Source organism: Mesorhizobium sp. M8A.F.Ca.ET.057.01.1.1 (assembly GCF_003952565.1).
GTDB lineage: Bacteria > Pseudomonadota > Alphaproteobacteria > Rhizobiales > Rhizobiaceae > Mesorhizobium.
Map to the genome: position 1 here is coordinate 6,029,482 of NZ_CP034454.1, position 24,934 is coordinate 6,054,415.

The 24,934-nt window shown below is 63.7% G+C and carries 30 protein-coding genes; 16 read left to right on the forward strand and 14 right to left on the reverse strand.

Annotated features, from left to right (window positions below; translation table 11 throughout):
* Positions 1-16 precede the first annotated feature (16 nt).
* Entirely contained in the window at positions 17-508 is a 492-nt protein-coding gene (locus EJ077_RS28590; RefSeq protein ID WP_208698100.1) for a MarR family winged helix-turn-helix transcriptional regulator, read from the reverse strand.
* A 95-nt stretch (positions 509-603) separates the two neighbouring features.
* Between EJ077_RS28590 and EJ077_RS28595 the strand changes: the two genes are divergently transcribed.
* Entirely contained in the window at positions 604-771 is a 168-nt protein-coding gene (locus EJ077_RS28595) for a hypothetical protein (RefSeq protein ID WP_167531521.1), read from the forward strand.
* Positions 772-846: 75 nt separating this feature from the next.
* On the opposite strand, the gene EJ077_RS28600 is transcribed toward EJ077_RS28595, so the two are convergent.
* From EJ077_RS28600 to EJ077_RS28610, 3 genes are all read right to left on the reverse strand, one after another.
* Entirely contained in the window at positions 847-2,286 is a 1,440-nt protein-coding gene (locus EJ077_RS28600; protein ID WP_208698101.1) for a GMC oxidoreductase, read from the reverse strand.
* Positions 2,283-2,468, reverse strand: coding sequence for a hypothetical protein (locus EJ077_RS28605; RefSeq protein WP_208698102.1), 186 nt, complete (start codon positions 2,466-2,468; stop codon positions 2,283-2,285). Before EJ077_RS28605 ends, EJ077_RS28600 begins: the two co-directional genes overlap by 4 nt.
* Before the next feature lie 183 nt (positions 2,469-2,651).
* Positions 2,652-3,413, reverse strand: coding sequence for a GGDEF domain-containing protein (locus tag EJ077_RS28610; protein WP_208698103.1), 762 nt, complete (start codon positions 3,411-3,413; stop codon positions 2,652-2,654).
* Between the two features lie 162 nt (positions 3,414-3,575).
* On the opposite strand from EJ077_RS28610, the gene EJ077_RS28615 reads away from it, so the two are divergent.
* Positions 3,576-4,280: a pyrimidine 5'-nucleotidase gene (locus EJ077_RS28615; protein WP_135862578.1), complete on the forward strand. Its 705-nt coding sequence runs from the start codon at positions 3,576-3,578 to the stop codon at positions 4,278-4,280.
* Positions 4,281-4,451: 171 nt separating this feature from the next.
* On the opposite strand, the gene EJ077_RS28620 is transcribed toward EJ077_RS28615, so the two are convergent.
* The gene (locus EJ077_RS28620) at positions 4,452-5,297 is read right to left on the reverse strand and encodes an LOG family protein (protein WP_208698104.1); all 846 of its coding nucleotides are present in this window, start codon (positions 5,295-5,297) and stop codon (positions 4,452-4,454) included.
* Positions 5,298-5,440: 143 nt separating this feature from the next.
* Between EJ077_RS28620 and dapD the strand changes: the two genes are divergently transcribed.
* The 4 genes from dapD (at position 5,441) to EJ077_RS28640 (ending at position 7,958) form a co-directional block, all read left to right on the forward strand.
* Complete coding sequence (dapD, locus tag EJ077_RS28625; RefSeq protein WP_135930151.1) at positions 5,441-6,295, forward strand: 2,3,4,5-tetrahydropyridine-2,6-dicarboxylate N-succinyltransferase; 855 nt, start codon at positions 5,441-5,443, stop codon at positions 6,293-6,295.
* Between the two features lie 72 nt (positions 6,296-6,367).
* The gene (locus EJ077_RS28630) at positions 6,368-6,730 is read left to right on the forward strand and encodes a DUF805 domain-containing protein (protein ID WP_208698106.1); all 363 of its coding nucleotides are present in this window, start codon (positions 6,368-6,370) and stop codon (positions 6,728-6,730) included.
* Positions 6,723-7,106: a DUF805 domain-containing protein gene (locus tag EJ077_RS28635; RefSeq protein ID WP_245458575.1), complete on the forward strand. Its 384-nt coding sequence runs from the start codon at positions 6,723-6,725 to the stop codon at positions 7,104-7,106. Before EJ077_RS28630 ends, EJ077_RS28635 begins: the two co-directional genes overlap by 8 nt.
* Positions 7,107-7,181: 75 nt before the next feature.
* Entirely contained in the window at positions 7,182-7,958 is a 777-nt protein-coding gene (locus tag EJ077_RS28640; protein WP_127873293.1) for a hypothetical protein, read from the forward strand.
* On the opposite strand, the gene EJ077_RS28645 is transcribed toward EJ077_RS28640, so the two are convergent.
* Complete coding sequence (locus tag EJ077_RS28645) at positions 7,858-8,901, reverse strand: 2-dehydropantoate 2-reductase (protein WP_208698108.1); 1,044 nt, start codon at positions 8,899-8,901, stop codon at positions 7,858-7,860. The two genes, EJ077_RS28640 and EJ077_RS28645, sit on opposite strands and share 101 nt — an antisense overlap.
* Positions 8,902-9,025: 124 nt before the next feature.
* Between EJ077_RS28645 and dapE the strand changes: the two genes are divergently transcribed.
* Both dapE and EJ077_RS28655 read left to right on the forward strand, forming a co-directional pair.
* Positions 9,026-10,219: a succinyl-diaminopimelate desuccinylase gene (gene dapE / locus EJ077_RS28650; RefSeq protein WP_208698110.1), complete on the forward strand. Its 1,194-nt coding sequence runs from the start codon at positions 9,026-9,028 to the stop codon at positions 10,217-10,219.
* Between the two features lie 5 nt (positions 10,220-10,224).
* Positions 10,225-10,857: a transporter gene (locus tag EJ077_RS28655; RefSeq protein WP_208698112.1), complete on the forward strand. Its 633-nt coding sequence runs from the start codon at positions 10,225-10,227 to the stop codon at positions 10,855-10,857.
* Between the two features lie 31 nt (positions 10,858-10,888).
* Here the strand turns inward: EJ077_RS28655 and truA are convergent, their stop codons facing one another.
* The 4 genes from truA to def are packed head-to-tail and all read right to left on the reverse strand — an operon-like array spanning position 10,889 to position 13,654.
* Complete coding sequence (truA, locus tag EJ077_RS28660) at positions 10,889-11,638, reverse strand: tRNA pseudouridine(38-40) synthase TruA (RefSeq protein WP_208698114.1); 750 nt, start codon at positions 11,636-11,638, stop codon at positions 10,889-10,891.
* Positions 11,639-11,661: 23 nt separating this feature from the next.
* Complete coding sequence (locus tag EJ077_RS28665) at positions 11,662-12,168, reverse strand: GNAT family N-acetyltransferase (protein ID WP_127280837.1); 507 nt, start codon at positions 12,166-12,168, stop codon at positions 11,662-11,664.
* Positions 12,165-13,118, reverse strand: coding sequence for a methionyl-tRNA formyltransferase (gene fmt, locus EJ077_RS28670; RefSeq protein WP_208698116.1), 954 nt, complete (start codon positions 13,116-13,118; stop codon positions 12,165-12,167). Before fmt ends, EJ077_RS28665 begins: the two co-directional genes overlap by 4 nt.
* A gap of 5 nt (positions 13,119-13,123) precedes the next feature.
* Positions 13,124-13,654, reverse strand: coding sequence for a peptide deformylase (gene def, locus EJ077_RS28675; protein WP_208698118.1), 531 nt, complete (start codon positions 13,652-13,654; stop codon positions 13,124-13,126).
* 103 nt (positions 13,655-13,757) lie between these two features.
* Between def and EJ077_RS28680 the strand changes: the two genes are divergently transcribed.
* Positions 13,758-15,011: a DNA recombination protein RmuC gene (locus EJ077_RS28680; RefSeq protein ID WP_208698120.1), complete on the forward strand. Its 1,254-nt coding sequence runs from the start codon at positions 13,758-13,760 to the stop codon at positions 15,009-15,011.
* 267 nt (positions 15,012-15,278) lie between these two features.
* On the opposite strand, the gene EJ077_RS28685 is transcribed toward EJ077_RS28680, so the two are convergent.
* Together EJ077_RS28685 and EJ077_RS28690 are read right to left on the reverse strand one after the other, a co-directional pair.
* Positions 15,279-15,683 carry a GFA family protein gene (locus tag EJ077_RS28685; protein ID WP_208698122.1) on the reverse strand — a complete coding sequence of 135 codons (405 nt, stop codon included), beginning with the start codon at positions 15,681-15,683 and terminating at the stop codon, positions 15,279-15,281.
* Positions 15,684-15,791: 108 nt separating this feature from the next.
* Positions 15,792-16,751, reverse strand: a complete 960-nt coding sequence (locus tag EJ077_RS28690) for a cation diffusion facilitator family transporter (protein ID WP_208698124.1) — start codon at positions 16,749-16,751, stop codon at positions 15,792-15,794.
* Positions 16,752-17,003: 252 nt separating this feature from the next.
* Between EJ077_RS28690 and EJ077_RS32655 the strand changes: the two genes are divergently transcribed.
* Together EJ077_RS32655 and sugE are read left to right on the forward strand one after the other, a co-directional pair.
* Positions 17,004-17,129, forward strand: a complete 126-nt coding sequence (locus tag EJ077_RS32655) for a hypothetical protein (protein WP_137931536.1) — start codon at positions 17,004-17,006, stop codon at positions 17,127-17,129.
* A 202-nt stretch (positions 17,130-17,331) separates the two neighbouring features.
* Entirely contained in the window at positions 17,332-17,646 is a 315-nt protein-coding gene (gene sugE / locus EJ077_RS28695) for a quaternary ammonium compound efflux SMR transporter SugE (protein ID WP_127278272.1), read from the forward strand.
* A 173-nt stretch (positions 17,647-17,819) separates the two neighbouring features.
* On the opposite strand, the gene EJ077_RS28700 is transcribed toward sugE, so the two are convergent.
* Positions 17,820-18,248, reverse strand: coding sequence for a DUF6481 family protein (locus EJ077_RS28700; RefSeq protein ID WP_127873285.1), 429 nt, complete (start codon positions 18,246-18,248; stop codon positions 17,820-17,822).
* A 221-nt stretch (positions 18,249-18,469) separates the two neighbouring features.
* Here EJ077_RS28700 and EJ077_RS28705 point away from each other — a divergent pair, with 221 nt between their 5' ends.
* The 5 genes from EJ077_RS28705 (at position 18,470) to EJ077_RS28725 (ending at position 23,797) form a co-directional block, all read left to right on the forward strand.
* Positions 18,470-19,561, forward strand: a complete 1,092-nt coding sequence (locus EJ077_RS28705) for an LLM class flavin-dependent oxidoreductase (RefSeq protein ID WP_208698126.1) — start codon at positions 18,470-18,472, stop codon at positions 19,559-19,561.
* Positions 19,562-19,847: 286 nt separating this feature from the next.
* On the forward strand, positions 19,848-21,017 hold the full coding sequence (locus EJ077_RS28710; protein ID WP_208698128.1) for an AI-2E family transporter: 1,170 nt from the start codon (positions 19,848-19,850) through the stop codon (positions 21,015-21,017).
* Positions 21,018-21,087: 70 nt separating this feature from the next.
* Positions 21,088-21,921, forward strand: coding sequence for an arylamine N-acetyltransferase family protein (locus EJ077_RS28715; RefSeq protein WP_208698130.1), 834 nt, complete (start codon positions 21,088-21,090; stop codon positions 21,919-21,921).
* Entirely contained in the window at positions 21,918-22,919 is a 1,002-nt protein-coding gene (locus tag EJ077_RS28720; protein ID WP_208698132.1) for an LLM class flavin-dependent oxidoreductase, read from the forward strand. Before EJ077_RS28715 ends, EJ077_RS28720 begins: the two co-directional genes overlap by 4 nt.
* Positions 22,920-23,002: 83 nt before the next feature.
* Positions 23,003-23,797 (forward strand): inositol monophosphatase family protein, encoded by a 795-nt coding sequence (locus EJ077_RS28725; protein ID WP_208698133.1) that lies wholly within the window; start codon positions 23,003-23,005, stop codon positions 23,795-23,797.
* 67 nt (positions 23,798-23,864) lie between these two features.
* Here the strand turns inward: EJ077_RS28725 and EJ077_RS28730 are convergent, their stop codons facing one another.
* A complete protein-coding gene (locus EJ077_RS28730) occupies positions 23,865-24,881 on the reverse strand; it encodes a LacI family DNA-binding transcriptional regulator (RefSeq protein WP_208698134.1) in 1,017 nt (338 codons plus the stop codon).
* Between the last annotated feature and the right edge of the window lie 53 nt (positions 24,882-24,934).

Here is a 24,934-nt window from a genome sequence, read left to right on the forward strand (position 1 = left end):
GGTCTGACCCTCTAGATCAGCGCGGCTGCGCTGCCTCGGCCTTCAGCCGCGCTAGTTGGTCGCGCTGCAGGTCGAGCGCGGCGGTGACGAAGCGCCGAATGGTGGCAAGCTCAGCGTCACCGAACGTGGCAAAGAGCTTCTCCCCTTCTCGCGCGATGGCGCCGTAGTAGCGTGCCGACAGCTCCCGTGTTGCCTCGGTTGCCTCGATGACCACCTTGCGCCTGTCTTCGAGGCTGCGCGTGCGCGTCAAGAGCCCGCGCGCCTCTAGCCGATCGATCAGCGCGGTCACCGCGGCCGGCGTTAACCCGGTCGCGGTCGCGATCGCGCCGGCCGATTGCGGGCCGCCGTGGAGCAGTCCGATACAATGGCGCTCGGCCATGTTGAGGCCGAGTCTCGCCCCCACCGCCTCGTCATAGGCCTGCGTCGCGTCCTGCCACTGCATGATGGCAAGACCGATGGCTGTCGTCAGTTCGGCCCGATTCCCGCTTGACGAATTTACTTCGATCATCTAATTATCAATCTGTCTAACATTTAGACCATTATAGCAATATGCGGCTACGCCCCCGACAAGGCAAGAGCCGCCTCCCGGCAAGGATCTGAAAAATGAGTTTGATTCAACAGCGTACGCCTCTCTCGCACGAGGAAGAATTCAAATACGCCAAGCTCGCCATGGAATGGTATGGCTGGGGCTCTCCGATCGGCCTCGGCATCCTGCTGGTGTCGCTGGCCGCCGCCGCCGTGCTGGTCCGGATCGCCGTATACGGCTTTTGAGCCTCTGCCGGCGCCATCCTTGGCGCCGGCCCTGCTGGTCGTGGCTTGGCAGGACGACGGCTTCGTGGAGGCCGCTCAGACCGTGACCACCTTGCTCAGATGGTCGCCCAGCCGGCAGGCGAGCGCGGTGATCGTCGTCGTCGGGTTGGCTTGACCCGACGTGCAGAACACGGAAGAGCCGCCGACATAGAGATTGTCCATACCATGCACCTTGCAATTGGCGTCCACCACGCTCCTGGTGACATCCGTGCCCATGCGCGTGCCGCCCATATGATGATGGCCCGCCGTCTCTTCGTTGGTCGGATAATCCTCGCCGTTCGAGATCCAGTCGGCAATGCGCACCCGGCCCAGGTTTTTCTGGGCAAGCGTCGTGCCGAACAGCCTCAGGCCTTCGAGAAGGGTGCGTTGTTCGAGTTTCGATTTCTTCCAGTGCAGTTCGATGCGCGGCACGCCGGCATGATCGACCTCAGTCTTCGACAACTCGATCTGGTTGGAAGCCAGCGGCGCCTGTTCCCAGGCGACATAAAGCTGAGCGGCGCAACGCAGGTTCTGGTCGAGCTTGCCCGATATCCATTCCGCCATGTGCGGCGCCGTGCAGGCTAGGTCGGCGATGAGGCTCTTGACGCCCGGATAGGGCGTCTCGATCAGCCGGATGCCGAAATTCATGATCTTGAGCCGTTCCATCGCGGCAGGCATCGGCGAGAAGAAGGCCTCCTTGACGGCATCGACCTCGAACGCGCCATAGTCGGCCAGGATGGCATTGCCGCCCTCGAAGGTCGGATGCTCCATCCAGTAGCCGCCAAGCGCCGTCGCGTTCGGCACGACGCCGCCGTTGGAGCGCTGGTTCGACCACAAAAGCAGCCGTGAATTCTCCAGCCCGCCGGTGCAGACGATGAAATAGTCGGCGCTGAACAAGCCGGCGTCCTGTCCGTTGGACCATAGCTTGGCGCCGGTCACGCGTTTGCCGTCGCCGGCAAGCTCGGTGGCGTAGGTGTTGAGCACGACGGCGATGTTCTTGCTCTTGTCGAGTTCGTCGGCGAATTTTTCAGCAAACCGCACCGCCGGACTCTTGATCAACTGCACCCAGCGAATGTCGTCCGAGATCGGCACATCAGGCCGGAAATCGGGAAGGTCAAGGATAGCGCGCACTTCCGAAAGGTAGGGTTCGATGTCGGCGCGGCGGATCGGCCAGCCGGTGTCGGGTGCCCAGGCCTTCGGCTCGAAATCCAGTTTGTCGAGCACGCGGCACCAACCGGCCCAGTGATTGGAGCTGCCGCCCATGAACCGCAGCCGGGTGATGTCGAGATCGAAATAGAAATCGCCGACGGTGGTGCCGCGGTAGAAGTCCTGCGAGTCGTCGCTGAATTCCCGCGGACCGGCTTCCAGCACCACGACCGGAATGCCGGCCGCGCCAAGTTTTCTGGCGACCGTGGTGCCAGCTGGACCGGAACCAAGGATGCAGACCCTTGGCGCAAAGTTGGCGGCGCGGTACGCCTCGTAGCTGTCGAAGATCATGCAAGATCGCTCCGCTTCAGGATCCAGCCATTGACCTCGACGATCTCGTCAGAATCGGCCCGGGATGAATCGGCATGGGTGGCGTCGGCATCAGGCAGCTTGCGGAACAAGGACAGGGCAGGCAGGGCGATCAGCGCCTGCACCAGCGTGCGGCGCGACATTTTTTTGATGAGGAAACTCATGGCAGGTCTCTCGGCTAGGCTTCGATGCGCGCATGACATTCCCCGAACGGCACACACATCGTCACGGAAGCCAGTATCGTGCCAAGCATGGCATCAAGGCGGTGAAAGTGCCGACAATCGGCACAACCGGATGCAAACAGGGTTAGAAATTTCTTAACGGGCCAGGTGTGCCGGCCCGGCCTGTCATGCCGCTTCGGAAATATCGGTATCGAGGATCGTCAGGTTGCGGCCCGCATGCTTGGCCTGGTAGAGGCGCCGGTCCGCGGCGCGCATCAGCTCCGATACGTTCACATCCTCGCCGCAGACTGTGCCGCCGATGCTGACGGTCAACGGAATGGTCCGTTCATCGACCGGCCGGAAGCGAATCAGCTCGACCTCGCGGCGGATCCGCTCGGCGACGCGCTTGGCCTCCTGTTCCGTGGCTCCGGTCAGAAACGCGCCGAACTCCTCGCCGCCGATGCGGCCGAGCACGTCGCCGCTGCGCACGCCGCGCTCGATGGCGCTGGCGATCAACAGCAGCGCGTCGTCACCGGTCAAATGGCCGAAATTGTCGTTGATCGTCTTGAAATGGTCGGCGTCGATGATCAGCAGCGCGCCGCGGTCGGACTTGCGCCGGGAGCCGTCCAGCGCGGCAAAGAAGCTTTCCCGGTTGAGCATGCCGGTCATGTCGTCGCGGCTCGCCTTTTCCGCCAGGCGGCGGTGCGCGGCGGCGAGTTGGGCGTGGGCACGAGCAAGTTCGCGATGCGCGTTTTTCAGCCTGTCGCTCTGCCAAAACGTGCTGGCGCATGCGGCCCAGGCAAGGACCAGCGGACAGAGCGTCGAGGTCAGCCAGATCGTCCGGGTGATGGGGAATCCCATGGCTGGGACGATAATCAACGTCAGCATGAGAGAGGCGGCGACTGAGGCGAAAGCGATGGCGGCGGATTTGAGAATAATGCTGTTCATCGCGAACTCCCCTCAGGACTTGTCTCTGTGCCAGCAAGCCCTGAAGGCCACCTTTCCCGGATGGTTAAAATTTGAACCGTGAGGCCATTTCTGCAACCTCAACGGGCAGAAGTTGTGGATAAAGTCCCTTTCGGAATCCTTGTTTCATGCCATAAGGAGCGCATGACGACGCTTCCCGATCCCGCCCGCTTCGCCCATGTCACCGACTGGGTGTTCGACCTCGACAACACGCTCTATCCGCACCACTCTAACTTGTTCTCGCAGATCGACGTCAAGATGACCGCCTATGTCGGGGAGCTGCTGGCGCTGCCGCGCGAGGAGGCGCGCAAGCTGCAGAAGGAGCTTTATCTCGAATACGGCACGACGCTGAACGGGCTGATGACGCGCCACGGCATCGATCCCGACGACTTCCTCGAGAAGGTCCATGACATCGACTATTCGTGGCTGGTGCCCGATCCCGTTCTCGGCACCGCCATCCGGCAGCTTCCCGGTCGCAAGTTCATCTTCACCAATGGCGACCGCAGGCACGCCGAGCGCACCGCGCGCCAGCTCGGCATCCTCGACCATTTCGACGACATCTTCGATATCGTCGCCGCCGACCTCAATCCCAAGCCGGCGCGCCAGACCTACGAGAAGTTCGCCGAGCTGCACGCCGTCACCGGCCACAATGCGGTGATGTTCGAGGATCTCGCCCGCAACCTGGCCGTGCCGAAGTCATTGGGCATGACCACGGTTCTCGTGGTACCGCGCAATTTCGAACCGACCTTCTCCGAAATCTGGGAACGCGACCCGGCCAACGAGGACGACGTCGATTTCGTCACCGACGATCTCGCTACGTTCCTCACGACCATAGTCGCAAGGGAGTAGGGAAATTGGGAATTGAGGAAATGAGGAATTGAGGAATTGAGGAATTGAGGAATTGAGGAATTGAGGAATTGAGGAATTGAGGAATTGAGGAATTGAGGAATTGAGGAATTGAGGACCCAAGACTATGCCCCCTATTTCGTCCATTCTTCATTTCCCCAGTTCCTCAATTCCTCATTCCCCCAGCTTGTAGAAGCGGCTGATGATGCCCCAGGCTTCGTCGGCTGTGTCGACGAAATCGATGATGTCCTGGTCGCCCGGGCTGATGGTGCCTTGTTCGGCGAGGAAGTCGAGGTCGATCGCCCGCTTCCAGAAGGCCTTGCCGAACAGGATCACCGGCACGCGCTCCATGCGCCCGGTCTGAATCAGCGTCAGCGTCTCGAAGAACTCGTCCATCGTGCCGAAGCCGCCCGGAAACACCGCCACGGCCTTGGCGCGCATGACGAAGTGCATCTTGCGGATGGCGAAATAGTGGAAGTTGAAACAGAGTTCCGGCGTCACATAGGGGTTCGGTGCCTGCTCGTGCGGCAGCACGATGTTGAGCCCGATCGACGGCGCGCCGACATCGTCGGCGCCGCGGTTTCCCGCTTCCATCACGCCGGGCCCGCCGCCGGTCACCACGACGTATTCGCGATAGTATGACGTGGCTGACTGCTGCGAGCAGAGGCGGGCGAATTTGCGCGCCTCCTCGTAATATTTGCTGTTTTCCTCGAGGTTCTTCTTCTGCGTCTCGTTCTTGGCCGCCCAGGCTTCGCCGCCGGGCTCCGGCAGGCGCGCGCCGCCGAACAGGATCACCGTCGAGCGGATGCCGCGCTCGGCCAGGATCATTTCCGGCTTCAGCAGTTCCAGTTGCAGCCTGACCGCGCGCAGTTCGCGCCGGGTCATGAAGTCCGGATCGTTCCAGGCCAGGCGGTAGGTTTCGGCACGCGTCTGCGGCGTGTCCGGCACGCTTTTCGACCGCTCCAGATCCTCATCCGAATGCGGCAGCGGCGTCCATCCCGCCTTTTCCATGGGAGTCATCGAATCCACCCGTCCATTCCTTTACTTGCGTCGTCCCGTGACGCAGTCGCGATTGACCCCCATTGAGCCTTAACATAGGGTCCGCGCGACTTTTAAACAGGTTAAGGCGCAGCCCCTTAACAGCTTGGTAATGGAGCAAATTCATGTCGAAGCCCGATCTGGCGAGCCTCGAAAAGACCATCGACAAGGCCTTCGAGGAACGCGACGCCATTTCGACCGCGACCCGCGGCGAGGTGCGCGACGCCATCCAGTCGGCGCTCGACCTGCTCGACCGCGGCACCGCGCGCGTCGCCGAGCGGCAGGCCGACGGAAAATGGCACGTCAACCAGTGGCTGAAGAAGGCCGTGCTGCTCTCCTTCCGGCTCAATCCGATGGAGATCATCAAGGGCGGCCCCGGCGAGGCCGTGTGGTGGGACAAGGTGGCGTCCAAGTTCGACGGCTGGAGCGCTGTCGATTTCGAAAAGGCGGGCTTCCGCGCCGTGCCTTCGTCGATCGTCCGCCGTTCGGCCTATGTCGCGCCAGGCGCCGTCTTGATGCCGTCCTTCGTCAATGTCGGGGCCTATGTCGATAGCGGCACCATGGTCGATACCTGGGCTTCTGTCGGCTCCTGCGCCCAGATCGGCAAGAATGTCCACCTTTCGGGCGGCGTCGGCATCGGCGGCGTGCTGGAGCCGATGCAGGCCGGCCCCACCATCATCGAGGACAATTGCTTCATCGGGGCGCGTTCCGAAGTGGTCGAGGGCTGCATCGTGCGCGAGGGCTCGGTGCTCGGCATGGGCGTCTTCATCGGCCAGTCGACCAAGATCGTCGACCGCGCCACCGGCGAGGTCTTCTATGGCGAGGTGCCGCCGAATTCCGTCGTCGTCGCCGGATCGATGCCGGGCAAGCCGTTTCCAAACAACGAACCGGGCCCAGGTCTTTATTGCGCCGTCATCGTCAAGCGAGTCGACGCCAAGACCCGGTCCAAGACCTCGATCAACGAATTGCTGCGCGATTGATCTTTGCGCCGGTCAGGCGCACCTTCCGCCGGCGCGACGATCGGTCGCGCTGGTTCAACATGGAGGGGTGACATGGACTGGAAATATCTGCTCACAAGCTTTGAGGGTCGCATCAACCGCGCCAAGTTCTGGGCCGGCATCGGCGTATTCATCGTGATCGGCATTATCGCTTTCATTCTCGATGCGATCCTCGGCACGCGTTTCACCACCGCCAGCGGTGCCCAGATCGGCATCATCGGCATCCTCTTCGCGCTGGCATCGATCTATTTCGCGATTGCCCTCTATGCCAAACGCTGGCACGACCGCAACAAGTCGGGCTGGTGGACGCTGATCGGCCTCGTACCCGTCATCGGCGGCATCTGGCTGCTGGTCGAACTCGGCATCCTCGAAGGCACCAGGGGTGCCAATCAATATGGATCGGACCCGCTTGCCTGAAAGATCGGATCTCAACTGGCTTTTCTTCAAGACATCGGGCCGCGTCAGCCGCGCGGCCTATTTTCTCGGCGGATTGCTCGTCGCCATCATCCAGGCGTTCCCGCTGTACCGCTTCACGCTGGTGCCGGAGGGCTCGGCCGAGAGCAATATGTGGTCGTTCATCTTCTTCATCGCCTTCATCGCCTCGCTGTGGTCGAACATCGCGCTGGCGGTGAAGCGTCTGCACGACCTCGACAAGCCGGGCATTGCCGCGCTGATCCTGTTCGTGCCGGTCGTCTCGATCGTCGCCTTCCTTGTGTTGTGCCTGTTTCCAGGGCAGCCTGGGCCCAACCGCTATGGCCGGCGCACCAACGAGCCGGCTGAATCGAAGAGATAGAGAGCATGATGTCGTCCGAAAGCCGCTCCACACTTTTCGGCATCCTTGCCCTAGGGGCCCATCGGATATCTCGCCATGCGCTACCGCACGCTTGATCCGAAACTGATCATCGAAACCGCCGAGCGGCTTGAAGGCCGCGTCGCCGACCGTTTCCCGGACGCCGGGTTGCGCGGCGTCGCCGCCGAACTGGTGTCGCTGTCGCGCGATCTGGCCAAAGCCGCCAAGGCACTGGAAGCGCCGATCTGGTGGCTGCGCGGCATCATCGTCGCCGCCGTGATCGCGGGCGCGCTGATCTTCCTGTTCGTCGGCACGATCTTGCCGCTCATTCACATCTCCCAGGCCGACGACGCGGTGCAGTCGGTGCAAGGCATCGAAGCCACGATCAACATGATCATCCTCGCCGTGCTCGGTTTCCTTGCCCTGATCCGCACCGAGGAGCGCATCAAGCGCAAGCAGGTGTTTCGCCAGTTGCACGGCCTGCGTTCGCTGATCCACGTCATCGACATGCACCAGTTGACCAAGGATCCGGCGGCGCTGTCGGCCAGTTTCAAGCCGACCTCGCATTCGCCGGCCCGCATCACCAATGCCGCCGATCTCGCGCGCTATCTCGACTATTGCTCCGAAATGCTGTCGATCACCGGCAAGATCGCGGCGCTGTTCGCCCAGTCCGTCAATGACGCCGTCGTCATCGACGGCGTCAACGACATCGAGAACCTGGCGTCCAACCTGTCGCGCAAGATCTGGCAGAAGATCACGTTGATCGACGGCCGACCGGCGGCGCCAGAACCTTCTCCGGCACCAGGCCCGGCGAGCCAAGCCGCTCGGCTTCCGCCGCGCGCACCAAGGCGCTGACCCGCTGGACAGTCGGCGCCGGCGTGCCGGCTTTTTCAGCGAGCCGCAAAACAGCACCCTGCAGGTCGTCGATCTCGGTCGGCCGGCCGCGCCGCAGATCATCCCACATCGACGAACGCGCCTCGGGGTCGATCGCCAGCATGCGCCGCGCCAGGATCTCGAACAGCCAGTCGGGCAGTCTGAGCACCTTCGGCAGCAGCGCGGGGCGCAGGCCGGCGATGCGCGCCGGCTCGATGCTCGAGGCCTTCATCGCCAGCAAGGCCTCATCGATCTGGCCGGCGAGGATCAGCCGCCAGCGCCTATCGGCAAGTTCGGTTACCAGCGGCAGGCCCGACAGCGCCACCAGCGCATTGTTCAGATTCATCAGAAGCTTGCCCCACAGCACGGCCTTCATGTCGCCATGCGTTTTGACGGCGAAGCCTTCGACGTCGAGAAGGTTGGCAAGGCCGGCATTCCCATCTTCAACCATTACCTTGCCGTCGCTGGCACGGTGGACGCGCAGCGGCAGTTCGCCGTCCGGCGATTGCACGACATTGAACGGCACCATGCCGGCCAGCACCGTTTGCCGGCCAAGCGCCGCGCGCAGCCTGTCGGCATTGTCGATGCCGTTCTGCAGGCTCACCACCACGGCATCGGGACGGGCATGGGCCTTGATAAGGGCCGCCATATCCTGCGTCGCGCCGCTCTTGACGGTGACCAGGATCACATAGGCCTCCGGCAAGGCGACAGCGGGATCCACGGTGACGGCGAGCGCTTCCGGCTTGATCAGTCGATCGCGGCCTTCGAGATCGCTGACGCGCAATCCGCCCTGCCGCAGCGCTGCCTCGATGCGCGGTCGGGCGAGCAGGACAACCTGCCGCCCGGCGAGTGCCAGACAGCCGCCGGCATAACAGCCAATGCTGCCGGCGCCGGCAATGACGATCCTCTTTTTCCCGTTTGCCATCCCTTGCTCCGCATCGGTCGACTATACGACATGAAAACCATAATGTCGGCGGTATCGTCGGCCATGGGGCTGGCCCCTACGTCTGGCCGTGACAGGCCTTTCGCTTTCGACTATCGCTTTTGCCATGACGCTGCCGACCGATCCCGCCGCAAACCTCGCCTCTCTCATCCGCTGTGCCTCGGTGACACCAGCCGAAGGCGGCGCGCTGGGCGCGCTGGAGGCGATGCTGAAACCGCTCGGCTTCCTGGTCGACCGGCCGGTGTTCTCCGAGGACGGCACGCCGGATATCGAGAACCTCTATGCACGGCGCTCCGGCAACGGCCCACACCTGATGTTCGCGGGCCATACCGACGTGGTGCCCGTCGGCGACGAAGCCGCCTGGACGCACCCGCCGTTCGCCGCCGAGATCGCCAATGGCGAGATGTATGGCCGCGGCGCTGTCGACATGAAGGGCGGCATTGCCTGCTTCATCGCCGCGGTGGCGCGCCATGTCGAGGCAAATGGCGGCCCGAAGGGCTCGGTGTCGCTGCTGATCACCGGCGACGAGGAAGGGCCTGCCATCAACGGCACGGTCAAGCTGCTCGAATGGGCCGCATCCAAAGGCGAGAAATGGGACGCCTCGATCGTCGGCGAGCCGACCAATCCGGACACGCTTGGCGATATGATCAAGATCGGCCGGCGCGGCTCGATGTCTGGCAGCATCACCGTCAATGGCCACCAGGGCCATGCCGCCTATCCGCAGCTTGCCGACAATCCGGTGCGCGGCCTGATGAGCCTGGTGGATGCCTTGCTGCATCCGGTCTTCGACAAGGGCACGAAGGATTTCCAGCCGACCAATCTGGAGGTGACCTCCATCGATGTCGGCAACCCGGCCACCAATGTCATTCCCGCCAAGGCGACCGCCACCTTCAACATCCGCTTCAACGACAGCTGGACGGCCGAGACGGTCCAGGCGGAAATCCACAACCGCCTCGATCAGGCGGCGAGGCGCAAGAAGTACCGGCCCGGCAAGAAGACGCCGGTCGACTATGACCTCGTCTGGCGCGACCGGCCGAGCCATGTCTTCCTGACCCGCGACGACAGGCTGGTCGAGACGCTGAGCGGCTCGGTCGGTGCGGTGGTCGGCAAAAAGCCGGCGCTGTCCACCTCCGGCGGCACATCGGATGCGCGCTTCATCAAGGATTATTGCCCAGTGGTCGAATTCGGCCTGGTCGGCAAGACCATGCACATGGTCGACGAGCGCGTCGCCATCGCCGATCTGGAAACGCTGACGCGAATCTACCAGCGCTTCATCGACGACTGGTTCGGACAGGGCTGACCGGCATGCTTTCGGCGGACGAAACCCAAGCTTCGCTGACCGGCGCCTGGCGGCTGATGCTCGGCAAGGCCGATGGGCTGCGCCTGCTCGACCTGTCTGCCGACGGCTTCTGGAATTCGTTCTTCGCCATCATCATCGCGGCTCCGGCGCTGATCGTCGGCTGGGTCGGCATCGCCAACGAGATCGGCGATCCCGATGCCTTCGCCGGCCGCTTCTCCATGCTGGTGCGGCTGGCGACGGTCGATATCGGCTCCTGGGTGCTGCCGCTGGTCGCGCTCGCCTTGGTGGCGCCGCGCGCCGGCATTGGCGGGCGCTTCGTCCACTATGTCGTCGCCAGCAACTGGGCCTCGGCCATCACCGCCTGGCTGATGCTGCCCTCGGCGCTGATCAGGCTTTTCCTGTCATCGACAAGCCAGGTCTCGAGCCTTGTGTCGCTGCTCCTGTTTTCTCTGTCGATGGTGCTGACCTGGCGCATGACCAATGCCACGATCGCCAAGGGCGCGGCCGTCGGCACCGCCGTTTTCGTCGGCATGTTCATCGCTTCGCTGCTGGTGCTGTTCGGGCTCCAGATGCTGCTCGGCATCGCCGTGCCGGACGATATCGGGGCTCAGAGCCTCTCGGGACTCTATCCGGGGTAGAGCCCCGCTCTAGCCGGGGCAGAGTTGGTCTCTACCCGGGATAATCGACGCCTATCAGGAAAAGCCCGTCGGGCGGCGCCACCTGGCCGCAGGCGGCGCGGTCTCGCGCCTCGAGCGCGGCCTTGAGGTCGCCTGATGTCCAGCCGCCGTCGCCGACTCGCTTCAGCGAGCCGACCATGGAGCGCACCTGATTGTGCAGGAAGGACCGCGCCGAGGCTCTCACCTCGATCACGTCACCCGTTCGGCTGACATCGAGCCGCTCCAATGTCCTGACCGGGCTGTTGGCCTGGCACTGGGTGGAGCGGAAAGTGGTGAAGTCGTGCCGGCCGAGCAGGAGCTTCGCCGCCTCGTGCATGGCGGCGGCATCGAGCCGCTTCGGCACCCACCACACCTTGCCCTGTTCTAGTGCCGAAGGCGCGCGCCGATTGAGGACACGGTAGAGATAGTGCCGGCCGGTGGCCGAGAAACGGGCATCGAAATCGTCGGGAACGACTGCAGCTTTCAGGATGGCAATGCGCGCGCCCGCCGCTTGCAGGTGTGCATTGATGGCATCGCGCACCTTGTCGTCGGGCCACGCCTTGGCAAGGTCGACATGCGCCACCTGCGCGGTGGCGTGCACGCCGGCATCGGTGCGGCCGGCGGCGCGCAGCCGGACCGCCTCGCCGCAGAATTTCTCGATCGCCTGTTCGATCGCCTGCTGCACCGAAGGCTGATCGGCCTGGTGCTGCCAGCCGGCAAACAGGCTGCCGTCATATTCGATGTCGAGGCGAAAACGCGGCATGCCGGTCGGCTATACGCTCTCGCCTAGGCGGCGAGGGCGGTGAAGGCGGAGGCGTAGACCAGTCTGCCGGCTTCGGGTGCGTCGCCCCAGGCCAGCGCCTGCAGCGCCTCGCCCTGGTATTCGCTGTCGAATTTTTCAGCCCGGGCGTGACTATAGCCGAAACGACCGTAATAGGCCGGATCACCAAGCACAACGGCCAGCGTCTCGCCAGCATCCTTGAGCCGGATATGGGCCTCGCGGATCAGCGCTCCACCGATGCCGGAGCCGTGAAAAGACGGCTCCACCGCCAGCGGCGCAAGCGCCACGGCGGCAAAACTCTTGCCGCCGTTCTGCACGAACAGGCGCGAAAACAGGATGTGGCCAACGGCCTGGCCGTCTTCTTCCGCCACCAGTTCGACGACGGCATCACCGCCGGTCACCAACGCGTCGACCAGTCCGGCCTCCGCCTGCTGGCCAAAAGCGTGTTCCTCGACGAGGCGGATGGCCTCGCGGTCCCGCGGCGTCGCCGCGCGTATCGACATCATGCTCATGAGAATTTCAGTCCTTTTTCGATCTTGGCTCCGCGCAGGAATTCCGACGCGGCGGCGGGCTTTCCGCCCGCACGTTGAACTTCGACCAGCCTGATCGCGCCTTTTCCGCAGGCGACCGTCAGCCGGTCATCGAGAATTCCTCCCGACTCGCCCAAATCTTCCGAAAGCGACAGGCCTTCGGACAGCTTCGAGCGAAGCAGTTTCAGCCGTTCCATGCGGCCGCCAATTTCAATTTCGGACCAGGCGCCGGGAAAGGGCGACAGGCCACGAATGTGATTGTGGACGTCGGCCGCAGGCCGCGTCCAGTCCACGCGCGTCTCGGATTTATCGATTTTCCTGGCGTAAGTCACCCCTTCGGCCGCTTGCGCGGTAAATGTCAGGGTATTTTGTTCCAGCCGTGCCAACGCTTCCACCATCAGGGCAGCGCCAACACTCATCAATCGATCATGCAGATCGCCGGCTGTCATATCGGGGTCAATGGCGCATTTTTCAAGCAATCCCACTGGTCCGGTGTCCAGGCCCTCCTCCATGCGCATCACCATCATGCCGCTTGCCAGGTCTCCTGCCATGATGGCCCGCTGGATGGGGGCGGCGCCGCGCCAGCGCGGCAAAAGCGATGCATGGCCGTTGATGCAGCCGAGCCGGGGTGCCTCCAGAACCGCGCCGGGCAGAAGCAAACCATAGGCGACGACCACAGCGATATCGGCGCCGAGCGCAGCAAAGGCGGCCTGTTCGGCCTCGCCTTTCAACGATGCCGGCGTGCGCACCTCGATGCCCAACCGCTCGGCCTCGCGCTGCACCGGCGACGGCGTCAGCTCAAGCCCGCGCCGGCCCGCGGCGCGCGGCGGCTGCGTATAAACGGCTGCTATCTCGTGTCCAGCTTCAGCGATGGCGCGCAGAGTCGGCACCGAAAACTCCGGGGTGCCCATGAAGATGACGCGAAGGGGCATTTCCCCTATCCCACCAGTTTGCCCGGCGCCTTGTCCCTGGCGAGCTTCCTGAACTTCTTCACCACCATGTCGCGCTTCAGCTTCGAGATGTGGTCGATGAACAGCACGCCGTTGAGGTGGTCGATCTCGTGCTGCAGGCAGGTCGCCATCAGGCCCTCGGCCTCCATCTCCCGCAGTGTGCCGTCACGGTCGAGATATTTGACCCGCACCGAGGCCGGTCGTTCGACCTCGGCATAGTAATCCGGGATCGACAGGCAGCCTTCCTCGTAGACCGACCGCGCGTCGGCGCTTTCGAGGATCTCCGGGTTGATGAAGACGTGCGGCGCCGGCGTTTCGTCTTCCTTGGCAAGGTCGATCACCAGCATGCGCAGCGGTTCGCCGATCTGGATTGCCGCCAGCCCGATGCCGGGAGCGTCATACATGGTCGCCAGCATGTCGTCGGCCAGTTTGCGCAAGGGCGCGTCGACGCGCTCCACCGGCTTGGAAACCTGGCGCAGGATGGGGTCGGGAAGGATGATGAGCGGCTTGATCGGCATGGCGTTCCACCTAAGACCTCCAAGGAAAGGCGTCAACCGGTGCGCCTGAGCCTCGTTCCCGTTTTGATCTGTGCCAGCCCGCCGAATCGGCTATGCTGTCCACATGAATGATCTGAGCACCATCCTTTTGGAGCCTGTCGTACGGCTCGGCGCCTCGACAATCACGCTGGGCCACGCGCTGGCCTTCGGCGCCTTGCTGTTTCTCGGCTTGTTCGTGGCACTTGTCGTTGCGCTGTGGCGGTCGGCCAAGGCGCGCGCGGTCGCCGCCGCGGAGGCCGCCGACCATGCCCGCGACGCCGAGACCCGCATGGCTGGTATTTTGCAGTCGCAGGCGGAGATGCAGGGCCGGATGGGGGCCATCGCCGAAGTGTTCGGCGCCCGGCAGGCCGAATTGACGCAATCGATCGGCCAGCGCCTCGACGCCATGACCGGCCGCATCGGCCAGACCATGACCGAGCAGACCAAGTCCACGCATGAGAGCCTGGCGAAACTGCAGGAGCGGCTGGCGGTCATCGACACCGCGCAAGGCAACATCCAGTCGCTGGCCGGGCAGGTCGTGCAGCTGCAGGCGATCCTCTCCAACAAGCAGACGCGCGGGGCCTTCGGCCAGTCGCGCATGGAGGCGATCGTCGCCGACGGGCTGCCGCATGGGGCCTATGAATTCCAGGCGACGCTGTCGAACGGCAGCCGGCCGGACTGCCTGGTGAAAATGCCGAACGGCGCGCCGTCGCTTGCCATCGACGCCAAATTTCCGCTGGAAGCCTGGAATGCCATCCGCGCCGCCGACGGCATCGACCTGCAGAAGGTTGCGGCCCAGGCCTTTCGCCGCGACATCGAGGTCCATGTCCGCGACATTTCGGAAAAATACCTGCTCCAGGGCGAGACGCAGGACACGGCCTTCATGTTCGTGCCGTCGGAATCGGTGTTCGCCGAAATCCATGAGAATTTCGAAGCGGTCGTGCAGAAGGCGCACCGCGCCCGCGTCATCATCGTCTCGCCTTCGCTGCTGATGCTGTCGATCCAGGTCATCCAGGCGATCCTGAGGGATGCCCGCATGCGCGAGCAGGCGCATCTGATCCAGGGTGAAGTCATCAGGCTGATGGAAGACGTTCAGCGTGTCGACGAGCGGGTGCGCAAATTGCAGGGCCATTTCGGCCAGTCGGCCAAGGACATCGAAGATATCCTCGTCTCGACCTCGAAAGTGACCAAGCGCGGCCAGAAGATCGAGGCGCTGGAGTTCGGAGAAGGCGAAACCGAGGCGCCGCGTGGCGGCCCTGCCAGGGCCGAGCCCGCACCGCGCGTAGCCGATTCCAAGACCGGGCAGTTGAGGCTGCGGGTCGTCGAAGATGGAGAGTAGTCGCTCGACGCCAGAGATTAGCGAAGCGTCTATCCCATCGTCATTCTAGGGCGGAGCAAGGAGCGGAGCGACGCGCGCAGACCCCTGGAGCTGCTTCGCAGCCCAAGGAATCCATGCCGCGACCGCGGCGCGCCGCAACAGTGCAGAATTCCGTTCCGCGGCATCCTTCGGCAAGGTCGCGGCATGGATCCCCGAGTCAAGCCCGAGGATGACGAAGCGATAGGAGGCTTCGCTAATCGCAGAGGTCTTGTGGGAGCCTACTAACCCCTACTGCTCTTCTATCGTCGCCATGCCCTCGAATTCGGGCAGCCAGTGCAGCGCCGACCGGTGCCAGACCTGTCTTCTCGGGACGAGATTCTCGCGCTGACGCGCCGTGCCGACCCGGATGCCATAGACCTTCGGGCCTTCGCCAACCGACGTGGCGTAGAGATGTGACCCGCACTCGCCGCAGAAGCCTTGCGCCCGCTTGGCGCCGCTCGACCCGGTCTTGATGTAGACCTTCGGTGTGCCCTTGGTAATCCGGTATTGGTCCTCTGGCGCGCCAACTGTCACGCGAAAGGCTGTTCCGGTCAGTTGCTGGCAATCAGTGCAGTGGCAGATTCCGGTCTTCTCCGGGTCGACCTCCGCCTCGTAGGTGATGGCACCACAATGACAGCCGCCGTCAATCTTCATCGTCATTCCTCCAAATCGATCGGCTGATCTTAGCGACGCGGGGATGCGAGGCAACGGCGCGGCGCTGGTCTCAGGGCATGACCACGAAGAGGGTTTTCGGGATCATGCTCAACTTTCTTCGGACGCGGATTCGATCACCTTGCGCCGCTTTTCCCAGGTGCCCGTGGTCTGCGGCTTGACGAACAGCCGCGCGATCTCAGGCATTTCCTTCTTCAGCCGCGCCTCGATGCGTTCGACACAGGCCTCGATCTCCGGCGCCGCCAGATGGTCCTCGAATTCGATGCTCAGGGCGGCAACGATCTCTTCCGGTCCCATATGCACCGTCAGCACACCGTTCGCCCGCTGCACCGCCGGATCCTGCTGGACGATTGCCAGCACCTTCCTCTGCACCTCGGGCGAGGCCGGCTCGCCGATGAGAAGGCCCTTGCTTTCACGCGCCAGGAAGATTGCCGTCGCGCCGAGGATAAGCCCGATGCCGATCGAGGCGGCGCCGTCGAGTTCGGGCATCTCGAAAATCTCCGCCGCCAGGATGCCGGCAAAGGCGACGGTCAGGCCAAGCAGGGCGGCACTGTCTTCGAACAGCACCGTATAGACACTTGGGTCCTTGCTCGATTGCAAGGCCCGCAGCCAGCCTTGCCTGCCCTTCTGCTTGCGGAATTCCTTCAGTGCCACCAGCCAGGAGCTGCCTTCGAACAGGAAGGACAGGGCCAGAACGATATAGTTCACCTTGACGTTGGCGACCGGCTCCGGCGCCATGATGTGGATGATGCCCTCGTAGAACGACACGCCGGCGCCCAGCGCGAAGACCAACAGGGCGACGATGAAGCTCCAGAAATAGAGTTCACGGCCATGGCCGAGCGGGTGCGTGCGGTCCGCGGGGCGCGCGGCGCGGTGCATGCCGTAAAGCAGCAGGGCGCCATTGCCGGTGTCGACCAGCGAGTGCACGCCTTCCGACAGGATGGCCGAACTGCCGGTGAAAAAGGCGGCAGCGAACTTGGTCAGCGCTATTGCGAGATTGCCGGCGAGCGCCGCATAGATGACCGTTCTGGAGCCGCCGTGCCCTGCCATCGCTTCCTCGCCGTCTCCGATATTCGCGAGCTTGTGCCGGGGAGCTTAGCCGCCCGCGCGCGGAAGCTCCACACCCCTGCTCAACGCACGGCCCGTCGATCCGTTCAGGCCCTCGGCGCCGCCCGCTGGAGGCCGGAGGGGCGGGAAAGCGGTTGATACGGGTATCGGCAGGGGTGGCAGGACGGAAACAGCCCCTTGCTTAGAGACGCTTCTCTTGTTTCACTTCGCGTCCCGCAACTGGAGGAACGAATCATGGCTAAAGGTGCGATGAAGGCAGGCAAGGAAGCCCGCAAGCCGAAGAAGGATGCCAAGAAGCCCGCCGCCGCTCCGGCCCTCAAGGCGGCGCCGGTCAAGGCGATGAGGCTCAAGGAAAAGTAAGTCCCGGCAACCCGGCGCGGTGGGTTTTCACCGGCGGCATTCGACGATGCCGCCGGCACGTGTTGATCGGGCATTCGGATAGCCCTATATCGACGGCGCGGGGACGACCTCGCACTTTCCGAAAAATTCGGTCGGGACGACCCGCCATTGTCGACTGAGCATCCAAGGCCGGAAGGTCTGGATGCTTCGATGGAGCGTTGCGATGTCCTGGACTTTTCTGTTTTTTGCCGGCCTATTCGAAATCGGCTGGGCAATCGGCCTCAAATACACCGACGGATTCACCAGGCTGGTTCCGACCGTGCTCACGGTCGCGTCGATGATCGTCAGCCTCACCTTGCTCGGCCTGGCGCTGAAGGCGCTGCCTGTCGGCACCGCCTATGCGGTGTGGACAGGTATCGGCACCGTCGGCACGGCGCTGCTCGGCATCTGGCTGCTGGGCGAGCCCGCCACCGCCATCAGGCTCGGCTGCATCGCGTTGATCGTCTGCGGTATCATGGGGCTGAAATTCGCGGCCTGAACGGCCTTGGGGGCTGAAATTCGCGGCCTGAACGGCCTTGTCCGCCGGCGGACGGCATCGACCGAGCCGGTATCCAGGGATGTCGGGACTTCCGGTCGGCGACATGGACAAGCGAAAAAAGGGCCGCGCCTTGGCGCGTCCCTTGTTGGTCATCCTTCGAGGCGAGTGCGCTCTTAGCGACCCGTAAAGCCGGGAGGAGTCCTGCCGGTGCGCTGCTTGCGTGCTGCATAGCGCGCGTCGCGCTTTGCCTTTCGCTCGGCTTCATCGGCAAGCAAGCGAGCAATACGCTCGTTCTCTTCAGCCTCCCGAAGCTTGGCTTCCGCCTCCGCTGCCTCTTCCGCTGCAATGCGCGCCGCTTCGGCTGCTGCCTCACGCTCGGCCTTCTCTATCGCTTCGCGCGCCAGCTTTTCCTGCTTCAGCTTGGCCTTTTCGGCCTCGCGGATCTCACGTGCCGCAAGAATTGCCTTGCGTTCGGCCTGTCGTGCCAGCACCGCGGGATCGTCTGCTGCCGGCTTTGACTTGAAGCGCTCCAGAAGCGCCTTCTTTGCCTCGGTCGCGGCATTGCGCCGCTCGAAAATGTCTTTTTCCCTGTAGATAGCCAAGTCCACTTCCTTGAAGTCTATTCGCGAGGCTTACATACGCGCGAAAACCGGGAGTTCAAGCGCCAAAACGGTATGGCAGCCATGAAATTCCGGGATGTTGCACCCGGGAGACGCATTTCCCGCCGAAATCGACATGCACTGTTCACCAGCGACCCTCTGGCGGCGTGGCGGCCGCGTCGCTACCTCTAGCGCGATAATCAACACACTGGGATGACATCCAAATGGAACTCGGCCTCTACACTTTTGCCGATGTGAGCCCTGCGCCGGGTCCCGGCGCCATCGGCCCGCATGAGCGGCTGCGCAACTTGATCGAGGAGGTCGAACTGGCCGACCAGGTTGGCCTCGACGTCTTTGGCCTCGGTGAACACCATCGGCCCGACTATGCCGCCTCGGCGCCGGTCGTGGCTTTGGCCGCCGCGGCGGAGCGTTCGAAGCGGATCAAACTGACCAGCGCGGTCACCGTGCTCTCCTCCGACGATCCTGTGCGCGTTTTCCAGCAGTTTTCGACACTCGACCTTCTGTCCGGCGGCCGCGCCGAGATCATGGCCGGGCGCGGATCGTTCATCGAATCCTTCCCGCTGTTCGGCTACAACCTCGAAGACTATGACGAGTTGTTCGCCGAAAAGCTCGACCTTTTGCTTGCCATCCGCGATCAGGTGAAGGTCACCTGGTCGGGCAGTCTGCGTGCGCCGATCAACGATCGCGGCGTCTATCCCAGGCCCTTCCAGGACAGGCTGCCGGTATGGATCGCCATTGGCGGAACGCCGCAATCGGCCGCCCGCGCGGGCGCGCTCGGCCTGCCGCTGGCGCTTGCCATCATCGGCGGCGAACCGGCGCGCTTCGCGCCACTGTTCGACCTCTACCGTGAGGCGGCCAAGCGCGCCGGCAGCGATCCGGCAGGCTTGGCCACCAGCATCAACGTGCACGGCTTCATCGCCGAGACGACCGAGCAAGCGGCGGACGATTTCTACGGCCCGCAAGCCGAAGTGATGAACCGCATCGGCCGTGAGCGCGGCTGGGGTCCGACATCGCGCGCGCATTTCGACCAGTCGCGTGGTCCCGATGGTGCGCTGTTCGTCGGCAATCCGGAGCAGGTGGCGGAAAAGATCGTCGCCCAGCACAGGATTTTCGGCAACGACCGCTTCCTGCTGCAAATGGCGATCGGCACCATGCCGCACGCCAAGATCATGAAGGCGATCGAGCTCTATGGCACCAAGGTGGCGCCGATCGTGCGCAAGGAAACGGCGAAATCCGCGCCGGCCGTGGCGGCGCCTACGGGCCTGGATTTCTCCGGCGCCGACTCGATTGTCTGAAGGGTAAATCTTTGCATCGTGATGTCCTCTCTTCAGGGAGGGTGTAATCGCGCCGGCGATGTCTCGCCGCGCTGGCCCTGCGACCCGATGGTTGCGAAGGCTTGCTCCCGTACTAGGGCCGCCACTTGCCCCGGGCTCAATTACACCAGAGCACTCGCAGCCGAGCCCCGGTTGCGCAATCGGCGGCAGGATCCCTCGACCGCGCCGGCTATCGGAACCTTGAAGCCGTGCCAGCGTTTTCGTCTGCGGATTGCATCAGTTGTGGTGCGCCGCCGAGGGGGCCACGATGAAAGCCGAACCCGCTGCTTTGGGCGCAGGCGTTGCCGAGGCCGAGGAGTCACGTGTGGCGGCGCGCGCCGACACACGCCTGATGCGCTCGCTGCTCGTTGGCATCTTCCTGTTCATGACCATCTATGCGCTCTATTTCGCGCGCGCCTTCTTCATGCCGGTCATCCTGGCCTTCCTGCTGGCACTGACACTGACGCCGATCGTGCGGCTGCTGCGCAAGCGCGGCATTCCCGAAGTGGTTTCGGCCACGCTTCTGGTGCTTGTGTCCATCTTCGTCTTCGCGAGCGCCGGCTATGTGCTCAGCGGCCCCGTCATCGATCTCATCAACAACACGTCGTCCATCGGCCAGCAACTGACCGAACGGCTGGCGCAGTTGCGGCGGCCGCTCGAGAGGATCATGGAGATTGCGCACCAGATCGAAGGGCTGACCGAGACCTCGCAGGAACCGGGAGTGCAAAAGGTCGCGGTAGCGCAGTCAGGCTTCCTCTCGTCGGCGGCGAGCAACATCCTGTCGGCCGGAACAAGCCTGACCATCATCTTCGTGTTGTCGCTGTTCCTGCTCGCCTCGGGCACGATGTTCTACGAGAAGATCATCCAGTCCTTCGCCAGCCTCACCGAAAAGAAGCGGGCGCTGCGCGTCGTCTACGACGTCGAGCGGGAAATCTCGCACTATCTGCTCACCGTCACCATCATCAACACGGGCCTCGGTACGATCATCGGCCTCGGACTGTGGGCGCTCGGCATGCCCAATCCCCTGGTCTGGGGCGCGGCGGCCGCCCTGCTCAATTTCCTGCCTTATGTCGGGGCCATGATCACGCTTGTGCTGGTGACGGTCATCGCCCTGATCAGCTTCGACACGATCGCCTATGCGTTGTTGGCGCCTGCCTTCCTGCTGCTGTGCGACATCGTCGAAGGCCAGTTCGTGACGCCGATGGTGGTCGGGCGGCGGCTCGAGATCAACGCCGTGGCGATCTTTATCGCCATCGCATTCTGGTCATGGCTGTGGGGCTTCGTCGGCGCGCTGATTGCGGTGCCGTTGCTGGTCGTCGTCAAGGTGTTCTGCGACCATTTCGAGAGCCTTAGCCATGTCGGCAATTTTCTCGCCGCCCAACATACGGCGGTCGTGGAGGAGGACGCCGACGAACAGGACGGGACGACCGCCGCATAACCGGCGTACGGTTTGCCGCCGCGGGATCGAATCCCTATATCCGCCCGATCAGTGCCCGGTGCCCTTCCCGATGAACGACATTCCCTTCGACCTCGACGCCTATTTCGCCCGGATCGGCCATGCCGGTTCCAGGGATGTTTCGCTCGACACGCTGAAGACGCTTCATTTCCTGCATCCGCAGGCGATCCCCTTCGAGAACATGGATCCGTTTCTGGGGCGCCCGGTCCGATTGGACGCCGCATCGCTGCAAGACAAGATCGTCCTTGACGGGCGTGGCGGCTATTGCTTCGAGCACAATCTCATTTTCATGCATGCGCTGAAGGCGCTTGGCTTCGAGGTCGGCGGCCTCGCCGCGCGTGTGCTCTGGGGTCAGAGCGAGGACGCGATCACGGCGCGTGGCCACATGCTTTTGCGCGCCGAACTCGATGGCCGGACCTACATAGCCGATGTCGGCTTCGGCGGCCTGACGCTGACCGCACCGCTGCTGCTCGAGCCGGGCCTCGAACAGACGACCCCGCACGAAACGTTCCGCATCGTTGAAACCGGCGATCATTTCCGCTTGCAGGCTGCCATCGGCGGCGGCTGGCGCTCGCTGTATCGCTTCGATCTGCAGCCGCACTATGAGGTCGATTATTCCGTCACCAATTATTTTCTGTCGACCAACCCGGCATCGCATTTCCTGACCTCGGTTCTGGCGGCGCGCGCCGCGCCCGACCGGCGCTACGCGCTGCGCGGCGATCGCCTGTCGATCCATCACATCGATGGCCGCACCGAACAGAAGCAGATCGCCACTGCCACCGAACTCGCCGACACGCTGGAAGGCCAGCTCGGCATCACTATTCCCGACCGCACAGCCTTCGAGGCCCGGGTGCGCGAGAAGAAGATCGTGGAGACCAGTACATGACCGAACTTTCCGTTCTCGACCTGTCGCCGATCGTCGAAGGCAGCGATGCCTCGCAATCGCTCGCCAATTCGCTCGACCTCGCCCGCCATGCCGAGCGGCTCGGCTACAAGCGCTACTGGCTGGCCGAGCACCACAACATGCCAGGCATTGCCAGTGCGGCCACATCGGTTGTCATCGCCCATGTTGCCGGCGGCACCAAAACCATTCGTGTCGGCGCCGGCGGCATCATGCTGCCCAACCATGCGCCTCTGGTGATCGCCGAGCAGTTCGGCACGCTGGCAGCCTTGTTTCCCGGCCGCATCGACCTTGGCCTCGGCCGCGCTCCCGGCACCGACATGAACACGGCGCGGGCGCTACGCCGCAATCTCGAGGCCGGCGTCGACAATTTCCCGCAGGATGTCGTGGAGCTGATGGGTTATTTCCTGCCGGCCGAAGAAGGCCAGCGCGTGCGCGCCGTGCCTGGCGAAGGCCAGACGGTGCCGATCTGGATTCTCGGGTCGAGCCTCTACGGCGCGCAGCTCGCCGCCATGCTCGGCCTGCCCTATGCCTTCGCTTCGCATTTCGCCCCGGCGGAACTCGACCACGCGCTGGACATCTACCGCTCGCGCTTCCAGCCGTCCGAGCAGCTCGACAAGCCACATGTCATGCTCGGCCTCAATGTCTTTGCAGCGCCCACCGACGCCGAGGCACGTCTGCTGTTCACCTCGCTGCAGCAGGCCTTCGTCAATCTGCGCACCGGCAGGCCCGGAAGATTGCCGCCGCCGGTCGAGAACTATGACCGGGATCTCGATCCGATGGCCAAGACCATGCTCGGCCAGGCGCTGTCCTGCGCCGTCGTCGGCTCGCCGGAAACGGTCCGGCAAGGCATCGATGCGTTCGTACGCCGCACCGGGGCCGACGAGCTGATGGTCACCGCGCAAATCTTCGATCACGCGGCCCGCGTGCGTTCCTTCGAAATCCTGGCCGAAGCGCACAAATCGCTGTCGCAAGCGGCCTGACGTCTTGTACTTCGCCAGGTGCTTTTGCCGGTCATAATGCTCTGCTAAGTGCAGGGCATCCATCGGCAGAAGCGAGCCTTTCCGTGACACATGATCTCGACGCACGCATGCAGTTCGCCATCGATGTGGCGCGGCGCGCCGGCGAACTCGGGCTGAGGTATTTTCTCGACCTCGACAGCCTGACCATCGAGAGCAAGGGCCATCAGGACCTGGTCTCGCAAGCCGACCGCGAGGTCGAGCTGTTCATCCGCGCGGCGATCGCCGCCGACTATCCGCGGGACGGCATCGTCGGCGAGGAGCATGCCTCGGTCGCCGGTTCGACCGGCCATGTCTGGGTGATCGACCCCATCGACGGCACCGCCAATTTCGTGCGCGGCATTCCGGCCTGGTGCGTGGTGATCGCTTGCGCCCGGGATGGGGAGACGATCGTCGGCGTCATCCACGAGCCATCGACCGGCGAGACCTTCCACGGAAGGCTGGGCGGCGGCGCCTTCGTCAACGGCAGGCCTATGAGGACGAGTGCGGCGACCAGCCTTGAAGAAGGCTCGGTGGGAACCGGCTTTTCAAACCGGGCCGAGGCCGAAAACATCGCCGTGCTGATCAAGAAGATTCTCGCCGAGGGCGGCGTCTTCTTCCGCAACGCGTCAGGCGCCCTGATGCTCGCCTATGTCGCCTCGGGCCGGCTGCTCGGCTATGTCGAAGAACACATGAACGCTTGGGACTGCGTGGCCGGCATGCTGCTGATCGAGGAAGCCGGCGGCACGATCCTGAAGGCGGACCCGAAGACGGTGCTGCAGAGCGGCACGCAGGTCATCACGGGCGGCAAGGGTGTGTTTTCGAAGCTGCAGGCGCTGTGTTCCGGTGTCTTCACGCCCTGATCAGGCTCTAAATCTCGGGAAGCAGGATGTCGTTCGAAAACCGCTTCACATTTTTCGGTATCATGCTTTAGGCACTGACGCCCTGAACCGCCCCCAGCGGCCGGCATGAATTGCGGATCATCAGGCGGCCCTTGAGCACGAGCTTGCGCGGCGGCGCGTCCCGGTTGCCGGCGAGGCGGTTGAGCAGCAGATTGGCCGCCTGTTCGCCGATGGCCTGCACCGGCTGCGCCACCGTGGTCAGTTGCGGCTGGAACACGTCGGACCAGGGAAAATCGTCGAAGCAGGCGACCGAAATGTCCTCCGGACAGGACAGGCCGATGTCGCGGATCGCCTTCATGGTGCCGATCACCATCGGGTTGTTGGCCGAGAAGATCGCGCTTGGCCGGTCATGCAGCGACAGCAACTGCATGGTTGCGTTGTAGCCGTCGATCTCGTGGAAATTGCCGGAGCGAACCAGCTCCTCGGCCACCGGCAAGCCGGCGGCCTGGAGCGCCTCGCGATATCCGGTCATGCGGTCATGCATGGGTGAGATGTCCGAGGTCCCGGTGATGTAGCCGATGCGACGGTGGCCGAGATCGATCAGATAGCTGATGGCGTCGAAGACCGCCCGCTGGTTGTCGAGAACCACGGCGTCGGTGTCGACGCCCTCGCACAGGCGATCCAGCAGCACGACCGGCACATTGGCGTCGGCGACGATCCGCTCGAGGATCGCGCCGTCACCGACGCGCGCCACGATCAGCCCATCGACCATGCGGTCGAGCAGCAGCCTGATCTGCTCGTCCTGGGTGTTCAAATCCTCGTCCGTACAGCACAGCATGACGGCATAGCCGGCGCGGTCGAAGGCCTGCTGGATGACCGAGACGACAGCGGTGAAGAACGGATTGGTGATGTGCGGAACGGTCAGGCCGATGGTGCGCGTCGTGCCCATCTTCAGGCTGCGGGCGATGGCGTTGCGCTTGTAGCCGATATCGCGGATCGCCTGCTCGATGCGAGCGCTGAGTTCCGGACTCACGGTTGCGGTGCCGTTGATCAGCGCCGACACGGTGGCGACCGAGACACGCGCCGCTTCGGCCACGTGCAGCATGGTGGGCGCGGTGGATTTACGTTGATTTTTTGGCCCTGACGCTGTCATTTTCG

Bases quoted from the DNA above. Each gene is read 5' to 3' on its own strand.
- EJ077_RS28710 (WP_208698128.1), top strand. From the start codon at position 19,848: ATGAAAGCCGAACCCGCTGCTTTGGGCGCAGGCGTTGCCGAGGCCGAG.
- EJ077_RS28630 (WP_208698106.1), top strand. From the start codon at position 6,368: ATGGACTGGAAATATCTGCTCACAAGCTTTGAGGGTCGCATCAACCGC.
- EJ077_RS28615 (WP_135862578.1), top strand. From the start codon at position 3,576: ATGACGACGCTTCCCGATCCCGCCCGCTTCGCCCATGTCACCGACTGG.
- EJ077_RS28610 (WP_208698103.1), bottom strand. From the start codon at position 3,413: ATGAACAGCATTATTCTCAAATCCGCCGCCATCGCTTTCGCCTCAGTC.
- sugE (WP_127278272.1), top strand. From the start codon at position 17,332: ATGTCCTGGACTTTTCTGTTTTTTGCCGGCCTATTCGAAATCGGCTGG.
- EJ077_RS28685 (WP_208698122.1), bottom strand. From the start codon at position 15,683: ATGAAGATTGACGGCGGCTGTCATTGTGGTGCCATCACCTACGAGGCG.
- dapD (WP_135930151.1), top strand. From the start codon at position 5,441: ATGTCGAAGCCCGATCTGGCGAGCCTCGAAAAGACCATCGACAAGGCC.
- EJ077_RS28645 (WP_208698108.1), bottom strand. From the start codon at position 8,901: ATGGCAAACGGGAAAAAGAGGATCGTCATTGCCGGCGCCGGCAGCATT.
- EJ077_RS28680 (WP_208698120.1), top strand. From the start codon at position 13,758: ATGAATGATCTGAGCACCATCCTTTTGGAGCCTGTCGTACGGCTCGGC.
- EJ077_RS28595 (WP_167531521.1), top strand. From the start codon at position 604: ATGAGTTTGATTCAACAGCGTACGCCTCTCTCGCACGAGGAAGAATTC.
- EJ077_RS28620 (WP_208698104.1), bottom strand. From the start codon at position 5,297: ATGACTCCCATGGAAAAGGCGGGATGGACGCCGCTGCCGCATTCGGAT.
- EJ077_RS28600 (WP_208698101.1), bottom strand. From the start codon at position 2,286: ATGATCTTCGACAGCTACGAGGCGTACCGCGCCGCCAACTTTGCGCCA.
- dapE (WP_208698110.1), top strand. From the start codon at position 9,026: ATGACGCTGCCGACCGATCCCGCCGCAAACCTCGCCTCTCTCATCCGC.
- fmt (WP_208698116.1), bottom strand. From the start codon at position 13,118: ATGCCCCTTCGCGTCATCTTCATGGGCACCCCGGAGTTTTCGGTGCCG.
- EJ077_RS28665 (WP_127280837.1), bottom strand. From the start codon at position 12,168: ATGAGCATGATGTCGATACGCGCGGCGACGCCGCGGGACCGCGAGGCC.
- EJ077_RS28605 (WP_208698102.1), bottom strand. From the start codon at position 2,468: ATGAGTTTCCTCATCAAAAAAATGTCGCGCCGCACGCTGGTGCAGGCG.
- EJ077_RS28640 (WP_127873293.1), top strand. From the start codon at position 7,182: ATGCGCTACCGCACGCTTGATCCGAAACTGATCATCGAAACCGCCGAG.
- EJ077_RS28705 (WP_208698126.1), top strand. From the start codon at position 18,470: ATGGAACTCGGCCTCTACACTTTTGCCGATGTGAGCCCTGCGCCGGGT.
- EJ077_RS28715 (WP_208698130.1), top strand. From the start codon at position 21,088: ATGAACGACATTCCCTTCGACCTCGACGCCTATTTCGCCCGGATCGGC.
- EJ077_RS28655 (WP_208698112.1), top strand. From the start codon at position 10,225: ATGCTTTCGGCGGACGAAACCCAAGCTTCGCTGACCGGCGCCTGGCGG.
- truA (WP_208698114.1), bottom strand. From the start codon at position 11,638: ATGCCGCGTTTTCGCCTCGACATCGAATATGACGGCAGCCTGTTTGCC.
- def (WP_208698118.1), bottom strand. From the start codon at position 13,654: ATGCCGATCAAGCCGCTCATCATCCTTCCCGACCCCATCCTGCGCCAG.
- EJ077_RS28690 (WP_208698124.1), bottom strand. From the start codon at position 16,751: ATGGCAGGGCACGGCGGCTCCAGAACGGTCATCTATGCGGCGCTCGCC.
- EJ077_RS28730 (WP_208698134.1), bottom strand. From the start codon at position 24,881: ATGCTGCACGTGGCCGAAGCGGCGCGTGTCTCGGTCGCCACCGTGTCG.
- EJ077_RS32655 (WP_137931536.1), top strand. From the start codon at position 17,004: ATGGCTAAAGGTGCGATGAAGGCAGGCAAGGAAGCCCGCAAGCCGAAG.
- EJ077_RS28720 (WP_208698132.1), top strand. From the start codon at position 21,918: ATGACCGAACTTTCCGTTCTCGACCTGTCGCCGATCGTCGAAGGCAGC.
- EJ077_RS28590 (WP_208698100.1), bottom strand. From the start codon at position 508: ATGATCGAAGTAAATTCGTCAAGCGGGAATCGGGCCGAACTGACGACA.